Source organism: Patulibacter minatonensis DSM 18081 (assembly GCF_000519325.1).
In the GTDB taxonomy this organism is placed as follows: domain Bacteria; phylum Actinomycetota; class Thermoleophilia; order Solirubrobacterales; family Solirubrobacteraceae; genus Patulibacter; species Patulibacter minatonensis.
Genome location: NZ_KI912613.1, coordinates 3,831,628 through 3,847,521 on the forward strand (window position 1 = coordinate 3,831,628; position 15,894 = coordinate 3,847,521).

The 15,894-nt window shown below is 73.3% G+C and carries 15 protein-coding genes; 12 read left to right on the forward strand and 3 right to left on the reverse strand.

Annotated features, from left to right (window positions below):
• Positions 1-182: 182 nt before the first annotated feature.
• Complete coding sequence (locus PATMI_RS0117840; RefSeq protein WP_169738390.1) at positions 183-1,997, forward strand: outer membrane protein assembly factor BamB family protein; 1,815 nt, start codon at positions 183-185, stop codon at positions 1,995-1,997.
• Positions 1,998-2,211: 214 nt separating this feature from the next.
• Here the strand turns inward: PATMI_RS0117840 and PATMI_RS31300 are convergent, their stop codons facing one another.
• On the reverse strand, positions 2,212-4,188 hold the full coding sequence (locus PATMI_RS31300) for a CocE/NonD family hydrolase (protein ID WP_157260832.1): 1,977 nt from the start codon (positions 4,186-4,188) through the stop codon (positions 2,212-2,214).
• A 167-nt stretch (positions 4,189-4,355) separates the two neighbouring features.
• Between PATMI_RS31300 and PATMI_RS36080 the strand changes: the two genes are divergently transcribed.
• Positions 4,356-5,006 carry a type II 3-dehydroquinate dehydratase gene (locus tag PATMI_RS36080; RefSeq protein WP_084270378.1) on the forward strand — a complete coding sequence of 217 codons (651 nt, stop codon included), beginning with the start codon at positions 4,356-4,358 and terminating at the stop codon, positions 5,004-5,006.
• The gene (locus tag PATMI_RS0117860; RefSeq protein WP_026911858.1) at positions 5,003-6,106 is read left to right on the forward strand and encodes a M24 family metallopeptidase; all 1,104 of its coding nucleotides are present in this window, start codon (positions 5,003-5,005) and stop codon (positions 6,104-6,106) included. The genes PATMI_RS36080 and PATMI_RS0117860 overlap by 4 nt, the downstream gene beginning before the upstream one ends.
• Positions 6,107-6,215: 109 nt before the next feature.
• Here the strand turns inward: PATMI_RS0117860 and PATMI_RS31310 are convergent, their stop codons facing one another.
• Entirely contained in the window at positions 6,216-7,490 is a 1,275-nt protein-coding gene (locus tag PATMI_RS31310) for an MFS transporter (protein WP_084270379.1), read from the reverse strand.
• Between the two features lie 61 nt (positions 7,491-7,551).
• On the opposite strand from PATMI_RS31310, the gene PATMI_RS38340 reads away from it, so the two are divergent.
• From PATMI_RS38340 to PATMI_RS0117910, 9 genes are all read left to right on the forward strand, one after another.
• Positions 7,552-7,992, forward strand: a complete 441-nt coding sequence (locus PATMI_RS38340; RefSeq protein ID WP_245604190.1) for an ArsR/SmtB family transcription factor — start codon at positions 7,552-7,554, stop codon at positions 7,990-7,992.
• Between the two features lie 97 nt (positions 7,993-8,089).
• Positions 8,090-8,650 (forward strand): elongation factor P, encoded by a 561-nt coding sequence (gene efp, locus PATMI_RS0117875; protein ID WP_026911860.1) that lies wholly within the window; start codon positions 8,090-8,092, stop codon positions 8,648-8,650.
• A 516-nt stretch (positions 8,651-9,166) separates the two neighbouring features.
• Positions 9,167-10,312 (forward strand): type IV toxin-antitoxin system AbiEi family antitoxin domain-containing protein, encoded by a 1,146-nt coding sequence (locus PATMI_RS0117880; RefSeq protein WP_157260833.1) that lies wholly within the window; start codon positions 9,167-9,169, stop codon positions 10,310-10,312.
• A 237-nt stretch (positions 10,313-10,549) separates the two neighbouring features.
• The gene (locus tag PATMI_RS0117885) at positions 10,550-11,077 is read left to right on the forward strand and encodes a YceI family protein (RefSeq protein WP_026911862.1); all 528 of its coding nucleotides are present in this window, start codon (positions 10,550-10,552) and stop codon (positions 11,075-11,077) included.
• A gap of 228 nt (positions 11,078-11,305) precedes the next feature.
• Positions 11,306-11,710 (forward strand): transcription antitermination protein NusB, encoded by a 405-nt coding sequence (gene nusB, locus PATMI_RS0117890; RefSeq protein WP_026911863.1) that lies wholly within the window; start codon positions 11,306-11,308, stop codon positions 11,708-11,710.
• Positions 11,711-11,824: 114 nt separating this feature from the next.
• Positions 11,825-12,013 carry a hypothetical protein gene (locus tag PATMI_RS0117895; RefSeq protein ID WP_026911864.1) on the forward strand — a complete coding sequence of 63 codons (189 nt, stop codon included), beginning with the start codon at positions 11,825-11,827 and terminating at the stop codon, positions 12,011-12,013.
• Positions 12,010-12,942 carry a polyprenyl synthetase family protein gene (locus tag PATMI_RS0117900; RefSeq protein ID WP_026911865.1) on the forward strand — a complete coding sequence of 311 codons (933 nt, stop codon included), beginning with the start codon at positions 12,010-12,012 and terminating at the stop codon, positions 12,940-12,942. Before PATMI_RS0117895 ends, PATMI_RS0117900 begins: the two co-directional genes overlap by 4 nt.
• A 3-nt stretch (positions 12,943-12,945) precedes the next feature.
• Positions 12,946-14,916, forward strand: a complete 1,971-nt coding sequence (gene dxs, locus PATMI_RS0117905) for a 1-deoxy-D-xylulose-5-phosphate synthase (protein WP_026911866.1) — start codon at positions 12,946-12,948, stop codon at positions 14,914-14,916.
• A gap of 52 nt (positions 14,917-14,968) precedes the next feature.
• Positions 14,969-15,505 carry a DUF4333 domain-containing protein gene (locus PATMI_RS0117910; protein WP_157260834.1) on the forward strand — a complete coding sequence of 179 codons (537 nt, stop codon included), beginning with the start codon at positions 14,969-14,971 and terminating at the stop codon, positions 15,503-15,505.
• Positions 15,506-15,526: 21 nt separating this feature from the next.
• Here PATMI_RS0117910 and PATMI_RS0117915 read toward each other — a convergent pair whose 3' ends face one another.
• Positions 15,527-15,880 carry a hypothetical protein gene (locus tag PATMI_RS0117915; RefSeq protein ID WP_026911868.1) on the reverse strand — a complete coding sequence of 118 codons (354 nt, stop codon included), beginning with the start codon at positions 15,878-15,880 and terminating at the stop codon, positions 15,527-15,529.
• Between the last annotated feature and the right edge of the window lie 14 nt (positions 15,881-15,894).

Genomic DNA, 15,894 nt, shown 5'->3' on the forward strand with positions numbered 1-15,894 from the left:
ACACCCGTTTCCGCGTCGTCGCTCAGCCGTCGGCCGACCGCGTCGCCGCGGCGAGCCCGGCGTCTCGCGGGTCTGTGGTTCCGGCCGGGCGTCCTCCTGCCGGGGCCGTCCACCCGCCGGTCGCCCCGGGGGTGGACGATGGATTCATGCCGCTCCGGAGGCCGCCGTGGAACGATCCGGCGATGCGCGTGCGTGTGGCGGACAGCCGACCGGTGACGTGGTGGGGGCGGGTACCCGGACGGGGACGATCAGCCGACACCTGCCGCCGGTCCACGGCCGCCGGGGTCGTCGTCGCCGCGCTCCTGACGGGCGGGCTCGTCGTGACCCCCGCCCACGCCCAGACGGCCGGTGCGCCGGCCGGGATCGAGACGACGCAGCCGGGCAGCGACACCACCCGCCGCAACTGGGTCGCCGACAGCGGGCTCCGGGCGCCGCTCCGGCAGCGCTGGCGGGTGAACTTCGACAAGAAGGTCGGCCCGCCCGTCGTCGGGGACGGCCGCGTCTACGTGCCGCTGCCCGACGCGGTCGTCGCCCTCGACCTCGCGACCGGCAAGCAGCTCTGGGTGTCGCCGGGCGCCGCGGCGACGGTCAGCTACGCCCGCGGCCGCGTCGTCGCCGCCGGGAGCGGGATCCGCGCGATCGACGCCGCATCGGGGGCCGCGGCGTGGAGCGCGGTCCTGGACCCGGGCGAAAGCGGTGGCGACCACGTCCTCGTGACGGACGGCCTCGTCGTGGCGCAGGGTCAGCGGCTCCGGGCCTACGACCTGGGCAGCGGAGCCCTCCGGTGGACGGGCGGGGTGGAGGACGGGACCGACGGCGAGCCCGCCGCGGCCGGCGACAAGATCTTCGAGCTGGCGGCCTGCACCGTCGCCGCCGTCTCGCGCAGCACCGGCGCCGTGCTCTGGAAGGTCAACGGTGGGTGCTCCGGCGGTGGCGGGGGACGGGTCCTCCTCGACGGCGAGCGGGTGCTCGGCGGGCCACGACTCCCGCCGCTGCGCACCTCCGACGGGGCCGGGCTGCCCGGCACCGCGGAGCCCCGCGTCCTGGCCGGCGGCGTCGGACTACGCACCGCCGACCATGGCCTCCAGGCCTTCGACGCGCTGACCGGTGCAGTGCGCTGGACGGCCCCCGAGCCCGACCTCTTCGAGACGTTCGACGAGCCGCTCGTGATCGGCGACACCGTCGTGCGCGCGCACATCTCGGGCGACCTGCGCCTCCGGCGGCTCTCGGACGGCCTCGAGACGTGGGCAGGGAACATCGGTAAGCCGACAGACGTGTTCACCGGCTCCCAGGACCAGGACGCCGACCTCGCGGCCGGCACGGGGACCGTTGTCGTCGGGCGCAACGGGACGGTCCAGGCACTCGAGTCGGCACCGGCGGGCAGCGCCGGGCGGGTCCCCGTGACCCGGAGGACCCGCGCCACGCTGTCCGAGTCCGGGACACGCGAGCGCTTCGCCGGGCGCATCCGGAGCACGATCGTCTCGCCGCTGCGGCTCGAGATCGACGAGCACCCGTTCGGCGGAGGCTTCCGCCCGACGGGCCGGAGCGTGGTGCCCGACGCGAAGGGCCGATTCTCGCTGCCGACCACCGTCCGCGGCAACGTCCGTGTGCGGGTGGTCGAGAGCGGCGGGCTGCACGGCCCATCGTCGACGACCACGGTGTACGTGCAGCCCCGTATCCGGTTCTCGGCGCGGAACGTGAACAACCGCGTCACGGCGCGCCTCACCGTGAGCGGCTCGCCCCGTGTCCGCTTCCGCGGGCGCCGGGTCGCGGTCTACCACGTGCGCGTCAGGTCGAAGACGCTCGTGCGCATCGCGACCGCGCGCATCAGCGGCCCACGGTTCCGCACGGGCCGCGCGACTGTGCGCTTCGCGGCGCTGCGCGCGTTCGGCCGGCGCGACTCCGTGATCGCGTGCGTGGTCGGCGGCACGCGCCTGGGCCAGGGGCCGCCCGTCGGCTATCTGGCGCGTTGCGGCCGTTCGCGGATCGGCTACTGAGCCTTGCTCCTCGCGACCCGCTGTGAGGACGGCGGCGGTCATCCGGCCGACCACCTCCTGCTCAAGGGCGACGACAGTGCCCTCGGGCAGCTCGTGTTCCAGCGGGCGGGCTGAGCGAGCGGCGCGGTGCGATCTCCGCGGACCCCTGGGTCGGCCGAGGGCCGAGCCGACCGGATCTCGGGCCGCCCGACCGAAGCGGTCGCCGGCCCGGCGCCTACCGCCGGACGACCACCTTCGCCGTGCGGCTCGTCCCGGCGGAGACCCTGACCGTCGCCGTGACGGACGCCCGGCGGCGCAGCGTCGTCGCGACCTTCGCGGTCGGCCGCAGGCGCACCGACCACGCGCGCTTCCCGGTCGTCCGCTTCGTGGCGATCGTCCGCGACCCGAGCTTCAGGCGCTTCGCCGTCGTGGCCGACACGACGAGCGACACACGGACCCGCCTGGCCTTCGCGGCGTCGCCACGGAGGACGACGCCCGTCGCGCGGAGTGTCTTCAGGCGGATCCGCTTCGTGCCGGGCCTCCGCGGCCTGGTCGTCGCCGCGGGCGCGGCGGCCGTCGTCCCCGCGACCCCGTTCACGAACGTCGGATCGGCCGTGGTCCCGGCGGCGTCGCCGACCGGCAGCGCGATCCGAACGTCCTTCAGGTCGACCGCTCCGACCCCGGTGGTCAGGCCGTAGACGTTGGAGCCGTCGCTGACCTGCAGCCGGTACCGGCTGCCCGGCGTCACGCGCATCGCGACGCCCTCGAGTGGCCGCTCGACGGTGTGCTCCCGGCCGTCCAGGACGACCGGGATCGGCGTCACCTGGTTGCCGACGACGACGCCGCGGGTCTCGTCGACGATCTGCGCGAACAGGTGCGACTGCACGTCGGTCGACGTCCCCGAGTAGCGGAGGCGCAGCGTGGGCACGCCGACGACGTCCCTCGTGCCGGTCTGCGCGGGGATCGGCGCCTCGACGGCGTTCAGCGCGCGCGTCGCGGCGACGACCAGGCCCGACGCGGTGCCCAGCGGCGTGATCGTGAGCTTCCCGGACCCCTGGGCGGTGATCTCGCCCGCGGGCTTCAGCGGCAGGTCGGCGGCACTGCGGAGCTTCCCGTCGTCGGCGACCCATTCGAACGCCGGTCCGACCTGGGCCTTCGCGTCGCCCTTCAGCCAACGATCCATCCAGGCCAGCACGCGCGGCCGCACGACGTCCTCGCCGCCGGTGCCGGTCAGGCAGAGGCCATGGCCGCCACAGAACCAGAGGACCTTCGTCGGCGTGCCGGCCTGCCGCAGCAGGCGGCGCATCTCGATCGACTGGTCCAGGCCGATGACCGTGTCGGGGGTGCCCTGGATGATCAGCGCGGGAGCCTCGACCTTCGCGATCGCCTCGCCGGTCGAGCGCGCCCGGATGTACTCGGTGAACTCCGGGCCGGCCTTGCCGGTGAGCACCGCCTGGGCGGAGAGCCGGATCAGTTCCGGCGGGAGAGCGCCGAGCTCCGGGCCCTGCGGGGCGATCGCGCCGAACGCCAGGCCACTGAGCTCACCACCGCCGACGAGCGGCAGCCACCAACCGAGCTTGAGTCGCCGGTCGCGACCGATCGCCTGCACGAGCGACGTCCACGAGAGCGAGGGGGTCAGCGCGTCGATCCGGCGGTCGCGCGACGCGGCCGCCCACTGCACCCCGCCACCGTAGGACGCGCCGCTCATGCCGACGCGCGGGTCGCCGGGACCGTCGAGCCGCGCCTCCGGACGGGTCGCGACGTAGCTGACGACGGCCGACGCGTCGCGTCCCTCGAAGTCCGGCGAATCGAGCTCGATCTCACCGCCCGAGCGCCCGAACCCGCGCGAGTCGTACGTGACCGTGTTGTACCCGGCCTTCCGGAACGCGCCGGCGGGCACCTGACCGAGCAACCCCAGCAGCCCGCTCTCGGTGCTCTCGCGGGTGAAGAGGAACCCGTGCGTCATGACGACCGTCGGCGCCTTCTCCCCCGCCTTCAGCCCCTCGGCGGGCAGGAAGTCCGCGTCCAGCTTCGTCCCGTCGAAGGACGTGATCGTGACCTGCTCGGCCGACGCGACGGCCGGGACGGCGGCGAGAGCGCCGATAGCGGCGAGGGTCGCAGCGGCGGCGGCACGGGTGGTGCCGGCGCGGGCACGAGTGGCCGGACGGCGAGTCGTCGAAGCGGGGACGCGGCGGAAGCGAGAACGTGACACGACGCACACACCAGCGACGCTAACAGCCTCGGTGGGGTCGGTAGGGGCCGTAGCCGCGCTCTCCCCCCGTCCCGGCGACCGCTCCGACTCGTCACGGGCGACCGTGTCGGGCTGCCCGATCCGGCACGGAACGCGGGTGGTGCGCTGACCGTGCGAGGATCACGCCCATGCGTCGCTTCCGTGTCGCCGTGGTCCACGGCGTCAACCTCGATCAGCTCGGCCGGCGGGACCCGAAGCACTACGGTCCGCTGACCTTCCGCGAGCTCGAGCGGCAGATCGACGAGTGGGCGGGAGATCTCGAGCTGATCCCGCGGTTCTTCCAGACGAACCACGAGGGCGCGCTCGTCGAGTACCTGCACCGTGCCGAGGGCCTGGTCGACGGCATCATCCTGAACGCCGGCGCCTGGACCCACTACTCGTGGGCGCTCCGTGACGCGCTCGAGCTCGCCGACGTCCCGGCCGTCGAGGTGCATCTCTCCGACGTCGAGGCGCGCGACGAATGGCGCCGCACGTCGGTCTTCGACGGCGTCGTGGTGAAGAAGATCTCCGGCAAGGGCCCGGAGGGCTACCGCGAGGCCCTGACGTTCCTGCACGAGCACCTCGTCGAGGTCGCGCCGGAGCGCGTCCCGCCGTCCGGCACGCCGACGGAGGAGCACCTCTCGAGCTCCACGACCCCGCAGATCACCGACACCGACGACCACGCCGGACCGGGGCTGCACGACGACAACGAGGCCGACCCGGCCGCCGCACCGCCGATGCCCGCACAGGACCCGTCGCCGCCGACCTCCCAGGCCTCGCCGGACGGAGCGGCCTCGTGAGCGCCCCGGAGTCGCGTGGCGACCGCCTGGACGCCCTGGCGAAGAAGAAGGGCCTCGACGCCCTCGTCGTCACGAACCTGCACGACATCCGCTGGCTCACCGGGTTCACCGGCTCCAACGCCGTCGTCGTCGTCGGCCGGGACTCCGAGGGCGATCCGGTCCGCCGCTTCATCACCGACTTCCGGTACGTCGCCCAGGCCGAGGACCAGGTCCCGGAGCCGTGGCAGCGGATCGACGGCGGCCGCGACCTCGGCGGCGCCGGCCTCGCCGCCCATCTGCCCCACGGGGTGAAGAAGGTCGGCTTCGACGACGCGCAGCTGACCGTCGCGGCGCACCGGCGGCTGAAGAACGCGGTCGAGATCGGCCAGGAGCTCGTGCCTGCCCAGGGCCTCGTCTCCGGTCTCCGTGCCGTCAAGGACCCGTCGGAGCTGTCGGCGATCCGCGCGGCCTCCGAGCTCGCTGACGCCGCGTTCGTCGAGGTCGTGCTCGAGGGCGGCGTCGTCGGACGCACCGAGCGCGAGCTCGGCCTGCGCCTCGAGACCCGCCTGCGCGAGCTCGGCGCATCGGGCAACAGCTTCGATCCGATCGTCGCCTTCGGCGCCCACGGCGCCCTGCCGCACGCGTCGCCGAGGGACGAGGTCATCCCGAAGGACGTCCTGCTCACGGTCGACTGGGGCTGCATCCTCGACGGCTACTGCTCCGACTGCACCCGCACCGTCGCGACCGGCACCGTCGGCGACGAGGCCCGCGGCGTCTACGAGCTCGTGCTCGACGCCCAGAAGCAGTCGCTGGCCGCCGTGAAGGCCGGCGCGGACGCTCGCGCGATCGACAAGGTCGCCCGCGAGATCATCGCCGCCGGCGGTCACGGCGACCACTTCGGCCACGGTCTCGGCCACGGCGTCGGTCTCGAGGTCCACGAGGCCCCGACCCTGAGCCCTCGCGGTCAGGGAGCCCTCGTCGCCGGCCAGATCGTCACCGTCGAGCCCGGCGTCTACGTGCCGGGCCACCACGGCGTCCGCATCGAGGACCTCGTCGCGGTCACCGACGACGGCTCCGACGTCTTCACCACGGTCAGCAAGGACCTCATCGAGGTCTCCTGAGCGCGGGCCCGGGCCGCGCCGCGGCCGGGACCCGACGCGACGCTCGGTCGGGCCCGGGTGGTCCGCCGTGCGTCGGCCGACCGCGCGAGGACCCGCACCCGCCCGCGGCTCAGTCCACGACCGGGACGACGCCGGAGATCGCCGTCCGCTCCGTGGCGATCGTCCGCGCAGGCCGCGTCCGGTACGCCGCGACGGCGACCAGGAGGGCGAGCACCGCGACGATCGCGCCGAACACGCGGAACGTCGGCAGGAGGCCCCAGGACGACACCATCAGGCCGGCCGCGAGCGCGGGGATCGAGAGCGACGCGTACGCCACGAGGTAGAACGCGGACATCGTCCGGGCGCGCGTGGCGGCGGGGATCACCGCGGTCAGGGACCGCAGGGCGCCGAGGAACGCGAGGCCCCAGCCGACGCCGGTGAGGACGGAGGCCGCGAGGAACAGCGCGGCGGAGTCGAGCGAGAGCGACCCCACGACGCTCGCCAGGCCGACGGCGAGGACGACCGCGCCGCCGCTGGTCAGGCGCCATGGCGCGACGCGCTGGAAGACGAGCTGGGCGACCGCGCCCGACCCGGTGAGCGCGAGGATCGCCACGCCGCCGGCGAGGTGGTTGTCGGTGTGGAGCTCGATCGCGGCGAGCTGCGGCCCGAGCGACATGAACAGCCCGCCGATCGACCACGAGGCCAGCACGCCGAGACCCGACAGCAGGAAGGCGCCGCGGATGGTCGCCGGCACGTGCGGGGCCTCGAAGCGGAGGTTCAGCCGGCGACGCTCCGCGACGGGCTCCGGCATCAGGATCGAGCCCACCAGGAGCACGGCGAAGATCACGAGCAGCACGAGGTACGGGGTGCGCATCGGCAGCGGCGCGTACTGGACGAGGATCGCGGCGACGAACGCTCCCAGGCCCATGCCGGCGGTGCTGAAGACGCCGTTGGCGAGCCCCGCGCTGTGGCTGTCGCGGCGGGGGTGGAGGTCCAGCAGCGCGGCGCCGGCGGATCCGAGCGCGACGCCGGTGGCGAGCCCCTGGAGCGCCCGGCCGGCGAACAGCCAGACGACCGAGTCCGCGACGACGAACATCCCCGTCGAGACGAGCAGCACCGCCAGCGACCCGATCAGCACCGGCCTGCGGCCGACGTCGTCGGAGATCCGGCCGGCGACCAGGAGGGCACCGAGGACGCCGATCGCGTACACGGCGAAGATCGCGGTCAGGACGAAGGGCGAGAAGCCCCACTCGGCGCGGTACGTCGCGTACAGGGGGGACGGCGTCGCGGACGCGAACAGCGCGAGGCCGATGATCGCGGCCATCAGCCAGTACGCGACGGTCGGCGGGAGGGTCGGGCGGTCGCGGCGCGGCGCGGGGGAGGCGGTGGTCGGTGGAGTGGGCATGGCGTTCACCTCGATCAGAAGTTCCAAATGTTTGGAACTTCGGATGTTGTAGCATAGCCCCGTGTCCGCATCCGTGACTCCCCCGGCAGAAGGCACCGCGACGGCGGAGGGCACCCGGGCGGCGGGTGCGAGCCCGGCGTCCCCGGGCGTCGCCCCGGAGCCGCCCGCCGCGTCCCGCGACACGATCCGGCATCCGGAGACGTCGACGCTCGACCTGGCGCACGTGCTGCGCACCGTCGGCGATCCGCTCCGTCTCTCGATGGTCCGGGTCCTCGCGGCCGAGGGCGAGCTCCTCTGCGGCGCGCTCGGCGAGCACACGGGTCTGCCGAAGTCGACGACCTCGTACCACACGCGTCTGCTGCGGGAGGCCGGTCTGACCCGGACCCGGCAGGACGGCACGCTGCGGTACATCTCGCTGCGGTCCGACGATCTCGAGTCGCGGTTCCCGGGCCTCGTAGACGTGCTCGTGACGGGCGGCGAAGGCGCCGGGACGACGGGCTGAGCGCCGCGGGTCGCCGTCCGCGGGACCGCCCGGCGCGGCGCCCCCGATCGGCGGGCACGCCCCGCCCGGCCACGCGTGTCTAGACTCGTCCGCGGCCATGATCAGCACGAACCAACTGAAGAACGGCAATCACATCGAGGTCGACGGTGTCGTCTTCAAGGTGCTCGAGACGCAGCACGTGAAGCCCGGCAAGGGCGCGGCGTTCGTGCGCTCGAAGCTCCGCCGCACCAGCGACGGCAACGTCATCGACAAGACGTTCCGGGCCGGCGAGAAGTTCCGCGCGGTCCACACGGAGGCCCGCAACATGCAGTACCTCTACGATGACGGCACCGACGCGCACTTCATGGACACCGCGTCCTACGAGCAGCTCGCGATCCCGGTCTCGAACGTCAAGTCGGCCCTGCGCTTCGTCCGTGCCAACGACGAGGTCCAGATCCTCTTCATCGACGAGCAGCCCTCCGACGTCCAGCTCCCGCCGTCGGTCGAGCTCGAGGTCACCTTCACCGAGCCGGGCCTCCGCGGCGACACGGCCTCCGGCGGCGGCGACAAGCCGGCCACCCTGGAGACCGGCGCCGAGATCCGCGTCCCCCTCTTCGTCAACATCGGCGACCGCGTGAAGGTCCAGACGGAGACCGGCGACTACATGTCTCGGGCCTGACCGTGTCGCGGGCCTGACCGGCCCGGGCAGGTGCCGTCGCAGCCTTGACCTTCCGGCAGGCGCTCCGTGCCCCCGGACGATGTGATGCGGAGGGCGCCCGAAGGGGCGCCCTCGCTGCGATCCGGGGGCGGGAATGGGCGCCCCACGCGTACGACGGGGTGCCGGTCGGGGCCTGACCTGCGGTCCAGCGGCGTACGGTGGTCCCGGGCTGTCGGGCGGAGCGAGTTCTGCGTTGTCGTCGGCATGCGACGCCAACGCAGAACCGGTGGTGGGTGGCGGTGGCCTAACGATGGACGTCGTGCGCGACTTCTGCGTTGTCGTCGGCATGCGACGCGAACGCAGAACCGGTGGTGGGTGGCGTCGGCCTATCGACGTACGACGTGCGCCACTTTTGCGTTGTCGTCGGCATGCGACGCGAACGCGGAACCGGGCTCCACCCGCCGCCGCCCCCGCTATCCCTGTTGCCCCCGCTGCCCGCCGCTGCCCCCCGCGCACCTCCGGTACCTCGTGCAGCTCATGTCGGGGACGGCCGGTGCCTCCGGGAGCGCCGACCCGGTGAGCGTTTCGGCGGCCGGCCCGTGCGGGCGACGTTCGATTCGTGTCGGAGGTGCGCCGAGATCGGTTCGACATCGCAGCACCGCGGGCGAAGCGCGGGCACGGGTGCACGATCGGGTCGTGGAACGGCCAGCGTCGATCGATCGGATCATCGCGGGACTCGCTGCATCCCAGGACGGCGTGTTCTCACGCTCCCAGCTCCGGGCGCGCGGAGTCTCGGACCAGGTGATCGACCGCCGGCTCCGATCCGGACTGCTGGCGTCCCGTCATCGCGGGGTGCTCGTGCTCAACGGGGCACCGCTCTCCCAGGACGGTCGCCATCGAGCGGCACTGCTCGCGGGTGGGGCGGCCGCGGCGCTCAGCTACTCCTCGTCCGCGGTGCACTGGGCGCTGCTTCCGCCGTCTCGTGGCCCCGTCCACATCACGGTGCCGACGAGTCGGCGCCGGCAGACCGGGTTGGCACATCACGTCGCCGGTCTGCCCGGTCGCTCGATCACCGTCCATCGCGGCCTGCGGTGCACGACGGTCGCCCGCACGATCGTCGACGTCGCGGCGAATCACGGCCCGGCCGCAGCGCGGAGAGCGTGGACGACCGCCGCGGCCCGGCGGCTGATCCGGAGGGCGGACGTCGCGTTCGAGCTCGGACGCGCCGCCGGCCGCCCCGGCGCGCGGTTCGTGGCGGAGCTCGCTGCGGCACAGGACGAGTACGCCACGCCCGGGACGCGGAGCGCTCTGGAGCGACGCGCACTCCAGATGCTTCGCGACGCGGGGATCCGACCACCAGCGGTCAACGTGCTGGTCGTCGTCGACGGGCGCGTCTTCGAGGTGGACCTGACCTGGGGGCCGGACCGCGTGGCCGTCGAGATCGACACGCGGGGCACGCACGGGCACGGCGTGGCGTTCGACGACGATCGAGAACGGGACGCCGTCCTCGGCCTCGCCGGCTGGCGCACGGCACGATGGACCGAACGGGACATCGACGTCCATCCACGACGAACCATCGCCCGGATCCGCGCGATGCTCGCGCAGGCGCCGCTCGAGCGCGCTCCCAGCACGTTCGAGGCACGAGTGGTCGGGCCGGACGGCAGCCTCGACGGCGTCCCCTGAGCTGGGCTCGCCCACCGCGTCCGGGTCGCGGCCGCCGCTGCGGTCGCCGCCGGAGACGACCGGTTCTGCGCTGTCGTCGATATGCGAGGCGAATGCAGAACCGACGGCCGCTGCAGCGGGCGCCCCCGTTCACCGAACCGTTACGGACCGCGGTCCACTTAAGTCGTTGACTCGTGTAGTATCTGTCCCGACCGAACTACCGATACCGGATCCGAGATCCGGGAACTGGAGCATCCCATGGCCCTCCCCGCCGGCACCTGGACCACCGACACCGTCCATTCGAGCGTCACGTACGCGATCAAGCACAACAAGCTGACGCTCTTCCGCTCGGGCTTCTCCGAGTACGAGGTCACGCTGGAGGTCGGCGAGGACGGCGCCGCGTCGCTCAACGGTGACGTGACGGTGGAGTCGTTCACGATCAGCAACGAGCAGTTCGTGCAGCACCTGAAGAGCGAGGAGTTCTTCGACACCGCGAAGTTCCCGAAGATCACCTTCGCGTCGACCGAGGTCGGGCAGCACGACGACCACCTCCACATCACGGGCGACCTCACGATCCACGGCGTGACCAAGTCGGTCTCCGGCACCGCCGCGTTCACCGGCCCGGTCGAGGGCGCGTTCGGCGGCACCCGCGTCGGCGTCCAGGTCACGTACACGGTCGACCGCCGCGACTTCGGCATCACGTGGCAGGTGCCGCTCGCCGGTGGTGGCGACTACCTCGGCAACGACGTCGAGCTGGCGCTGCAGCTGGAGCTCGTCAAGGCCTGAGCGGCCTCTGCGGCCCTGGTCGGTCCGTTCCTCGCCACCTGCACGGCGGCGGGGACGCCGCGGCCGACCACCGCGGTGGAGGCCGCGACTCCGGGCACCCGTTCTTCGGACGGGTCGCCCGGGCGGGCCTCGGCCCTGACACCCGGCCGGGGCTCCCGCTCTCCCGCGGCCCCCGCCCTTCGCCACCGCCCGCCGGTCCCGCGGCCGGTGGCGTAGCCTTCCGCCCGCATGTCACGTCGGAGCGACCAGCGGCGCGAAGCCGTCTTCACCGTCTATCAGCACGATCTGACGGGGCGCCCGCTCCACGACCTGTTCGACCAGGACGCGGCGATGTTCACCCGGTCGCTCGCCCACGCGACGACCGACCTCCAGGACGAGTTCGACGTCCTCATCGGCAAGCACGCCAAGGGGTGGAGCGTCGAGCGCATCAACCCGCTGGAGCGCTCGATCATGCGGGTGGCGCTGCTCGAGATGCTGCACCCCGAGATGGTGCCCGCCGACAGCCCGATCCCCGCCGAGGGCGCGATCTCCGAGGCCGTCGACACGGCCAAGAAGTTCTGCGACGCCGAGGCCCCTGGCTTCGTCAACGGGATCCTGTCGGCGATCCTCAAGGACGCCCCGCCGCGCTCCTGAGCGCCGACCGCCGCGCTCCTGAGCGCCGACCGCCGCGGGCCGCCGCAGGCCGCCTGCACAGGACCCGCGCACCCTCCGCACACGACCTTCCGGCCGATCCTTCACACTGTCGGGGTGAGCGATCCGGCGGCCGACCAGGACCTGCAGATCCAGATCGCGCGTCTGGAGCACGCGCTCGGCCGGGTCGCCGACGACACCGCGGACCCCGACCAGCAGGTGACCGCCGCCGAGCAGGTCGCCCAGTCGGCCACCGACGCGGGAGCGGCGTTCGACCGGCTCGTGCGCGAGGCCGGCCAGCGATGAGCGGTCCGTACCCCGACGACCTGCGGGCCGCGGTCGACGCCTACCTCGCCGAGCTCCGCTTCCCGGCCCGCGCGGCCGCGGTCGGCGGGCTCGAGGAGGCCATGCGCTACTCGCTGCTCGCCGGCGGCAAGCGGATCCGGCCCGTGCTGGCGCTCGCGACGGCGCGGGCGCTCGGGATCGAGCAGGCCGCCGCGATGCCCCTGGCCGCCGCGATCGAGCTCATCCACACGTACTCGCTGATCCACGACGACCTGCCGGCGATGGACGACGACGACCTCCGCCGCGGCCGTCCGACGTGCCACGTGGCGTACGGCGAGGACGTCGCGATCCTCGCGGGCGACGCGCTCTACGCCGAGGCCTTCAAGCACCTCCTGACCGCGGGCCTCGCCGCCGGCGTCCCGGCGGAGCACCTGCTGGTCGCCGCGGCCGAGCTCGCGGACGCGACCGGCGTCGACGGGATGGTCGGCGGCCAGTACCTCGACGTCACGGCCGAGAAGGCGCTCGCGGCGCCCGCGACGGGTGCCGCCGTCCCCGGCCTCGCCACCGCAGAGGACCTCCGGGTCCTGCACGAGCTGAAGACCGGCCGCCTGATCGGCGCGTCCGTCGGCTGCGTGCTCCGGATCGCCGGCGTCGATGACGAGCGCGCCGTCGCCCTGCGGAGCTTCGCGGCCGACCTCGGCGTGCTGTTCCAGGTCGTCGACGACATCCTCGACGTGACCGGCACCGACCAGGATCTCGGCAAGCCGCGGGGCAGCGACGAACGTCACGGGAAGCGGACCTACGTGACCGAGTACGGTTTGGAGGGAGCACGCACGATGGCGGCGGAGCTCCACGACGCCGCATCCACGGCCCTGCGCTCCGTCGTACCCTCCGTACGAGCGCAGGACCTGCACACCCTCACCGCGTTCATCCACACGAGGACCAACTGACCCGTGACCCGACTGCTGGACCGCATCGATCGCCCGCAGGACCTGCACGCCCTCAGCGAGGAGCAGCTGCAGCAGGTCGCGCAGGAGGTCCGCGAGCACATCATCGACACGGTCGGTGAGATCGGCGGCCACTTCGGCGCGAACCTCGGGACCTGCGAGATCGCGGTGGCCCTGCACTCGCTGCTGGACAGCCCGAGGGACAAGATCCTCTGGGACGTCGGGCACCAGTCGTACCCGCACAAGATCCTCACGGGCCGACGCGACCAGCTGCCGACGATCCGCAAGTACGACGGCCTCGCCCCGTTCTGCGCGATCCACGAGTCCGAGCACGACATCATGGGCGCCGGCCACGCGTCGACGTCGATCGGCTACGGCGTCGGGCTCCGCGAGGGCATGAAGCTCCGCGAGGCGAACTCGAACGGCGCCGAGACCCCGGGCCGCGTCGTCTCGGTCATCGGCGACGGCGCGATGACCGGCGGCGTCGCGTTCGAGGCCGCGCACCAGGCCGGCGGCCTCGGCACCCCGCTCGTCGTGATCCTCAACGACAACGGCATGTCGATCTCGCCGAACGTCGGCGCGCTCTCGCGGTACTTCCAGGGCGTCCGGCTGCACCCGAAGCTCTGGCACGGACGCGAGCGGGTCGAGGAGAAGCTGACCGACCTCCCCGGCGTCGGCGGGCTCGTCGAGCACGTCGGGCCGAAGCTCAAGGGCTCGATGAAGCTCCTGAACGCCCAGGGCGAGCTGTGGGAGTCCCTGGACTGGGCGTACGTCGGCGTCGTCGACGGCCACGACGTCTCCGCCCTGCGCACCGCGCTGCGGCAGGCGTTCAAGGCCGATCGCCCGGTCGTCGTCCACGTCAAGACCGTCAAGGGCAAGGGCTTCGCGCCGGCCGAGGACGGCGGCCTGGAGGGGATGGAGCAGTGGCACGCCGCCAAGCCCGGCTCCATCGTCGCCGGCGCGCCCGCCCCGAAGAAGGCGGTCGACCCCGACGCGCCCCCGAAGCCGCCGACGTACACGCAGGTGTTCGGCGAGCGGATGATCGAGGAGGTCCGCGCGGACCGTCGGGTCGTCGGCATCACCGCCGCGATGAACACGGGCACCGGGCTGAACCTGCTCCAGGTCGCCGAGCCGGAGCACTACTTCGACGTCGGCATCGCCGAGCAGCAGGCGCTGCTGTTCGCGTCCGGCCTGGCGCTCGAGGGCCTCAAGCCGGTCGCCGCGATCTACTCGACGTTCCTGCAGCGCGCGTACGACCAGATCGTCCACGACGTCGCCCTCCAGGAGCTCGACGTCGTCCTCGCCATGGACCGCGCCGGCCTCGTCGGCGACGACGGCCCCACGCACCACGGCGTCTTCGACATCGCCTACCTGCGGCACCTGCCGAACATCGTGCTCGCCGCCCCGCGCGACGAGTCGCAGCTCGTCCACCTGCTGCACACGGGCATCGACCACCCCGGCACGTTCGCGCTGCGCTACCCGCGCGGCGAGGGGACCGGCGTCCCGCTCCCGAGCGACGAGTCCGGCGTCCACGTCCTGCCGATCGGCAAGGGCGAGATCCTCCGCCAGGGCGACCGCGTCGCGATCCTCGGCTACGGCTCGGGCGTCGGCATCGGCCTCGAGGCCGCGGCGATCCTGCACGAGTCCGGCATCGAGGCCACCGTCGCCGACGCCCGCTACGCCAAGCCGATCGACGTCGAGCTCGTCCGCGACCTCGCGGCGCACCACGAGGTCCTCGTCACGATCGAGGAGGGCGTCCTCCAGGGCGGCTTCGGCTCGGCCGTCTGGGAGGCCGGCGACGAGCACGGCGTCGACTGGGGCTCCTGCCGGATCGTGCGCATCGGCCTGCCCGACCGCTACGTCACGCACGGGACCCCCGCGCTCCTGCACGCCGAGGTCGGGTTCACCGGCCGCGACGTCGCGAGCCGGATCGGCGTCGCGCTCGGGGTCCCCGTCGGGGCGTCGTCGGCGGACTGAACGGTTCCGCCCGTCGTCACCGTCGCCGCGCCGTCCGCGTAAAGTGCCGCTGATGCCGACGCGTCCAGTCGATCGCACACAGACGACGTCCCTCATCGTGGTGGGCCTCGCGGTCGCGGCGGGACTGACCGGATGCGGGGACGCGAAGGTGAAGACGGTCCAGTTCGAGCGCCCCGTCACCGAGCAGTTCGCCGCCCAGGGCATCCAGCTCCGGGACGTCTCGTGCATGGACGACACCAAGGCGAAGCCGGGGGCGAAGATCTCCTGCACGGCCAAGAACGCGGTCGACACGAAGATGTACATCGAGGGCCGGGTCACGGCGATCGAGGACAAGCGCGCCATGTTCCGCGTCGTCGGTCTCCGCGGTGAGGCCAAGGGCACGGTCATCGCGGCGGACGTCGTCCGCATCGCGCGCGCCCAGGGCCTTCGCGACGCTCGGTCCGCCTCGTGCCCGTCGACGGTGCCCGTGCCGACCGCAGGGACCGTCACGTGCGGCCTCACGAGGGCGGGCGGGAAGGTCTACGACGCGAAGGTGTCGCTCGACACCCGGAGCCGCGCGACGGTCGTGGTGGCGAAGCGGCCGCGGTAGCACCGCCGGGCCGCAGCGCCGTCAGCGTCCCGTGTAGCGGGTCGCCAGGCTGAGCCCGAGAAGGGCGAGGGACCCGACCAGTACGGCGACGGCGACCGGCAGCTCGCCGACGACCGCCAGCGCGACCGCCCCGCCCGCGCCGCCGAGGGCGAGGGCCAGGTCGTAGGACTCGTGGGTGGAGAGCGGGATCGCGCTGCCGGACGCGCCGCCGACGGAGGTCAGGGCGACGCCGGCGATCAGCACGCCGAGCGTGACGGCGACCACGGTGCCGGCGGGGTCGGCGCCGAGGACGAACGGCGCGGCCATCAGGGCCAGGCCGAGCGGGAACTCGGCGGCGCCGTGGGCGGCGAACGGGATGCGTCGGGGGAAGGTCATCGTCGGTGGATGGT

Bases quoted from the DNA above. Each gene is read 5' to 3' on its own strand.
- PATMI_RS0117840 (WP_169738390.1), top strand. From the start codon at position 183: ATGCGCGTGCGTGTGGCGGACAGCCGACCGGTGACGTGGTGGGGGCGG.
- PATMI_RS36080 (WP_084270378.1), top strand. From the start codon at position 4,356: ATGCGTCGCTTCCGTGTCGCCGTGGTCCACGGCGTCAACCTCGATCAG.
- PATMI_RS31310 (WP_084270379.1), bottom strand. From the start codon at position 7,490: ATGCCCACTCCACCGACCACCGCCTCCCCCGCGCCGCGCCGCGACCGC.
- efp (WP_026911860.1), top strand. From the start codon at position 8,090: ATGATCAGCACGAACCAACTGAAGAACGGCAATCACATCGAGGTCGAC.
- PATMI_RS0117880 (WP_157260833.1), top strand. From the start codon at position 9,167: ATGTCGGGGACGGCCGGTGCCTCCGGGAGCGCCGACCCGGTGAGCGTT.
- PATMI_RS0117885 (WP_026911862.1), top strand. From the start codon at position 10,550: ATGGCCCTCCCCGCCGGCACCTGGACCACCGACACCGTCCATTCGAGC.
- nusB (WP_026911863.1), top strand. From the start codon at position 11,306: ATGTCACGTCGGAGCGACCAGCGGCGCGAAGCCGTCTTCACCGTCTAT.
- PATMI_RS0117900 (WP_026911865.1), top strand. From the start codon at position 12,010: ATGAGCGGTCCGTACCCCGACGACCTGCGGGCCGCGGTCGACGCCTAC.
- PATMI_RS0117910 (WP_157260834.1), top strand. From the start codon at position 14,969: ATGCCGACGCGTCCAGTCGATCGCACACAGACGACGTCCCTCATCGTG.
- PATMI_RS0117915 (WP_026911868.1), bottom strand. From the start codon at position 15,880: ATGACCTTCCCCCGACGCATCCCGTTCGCCGCCCACGGCGCCGCCGAG.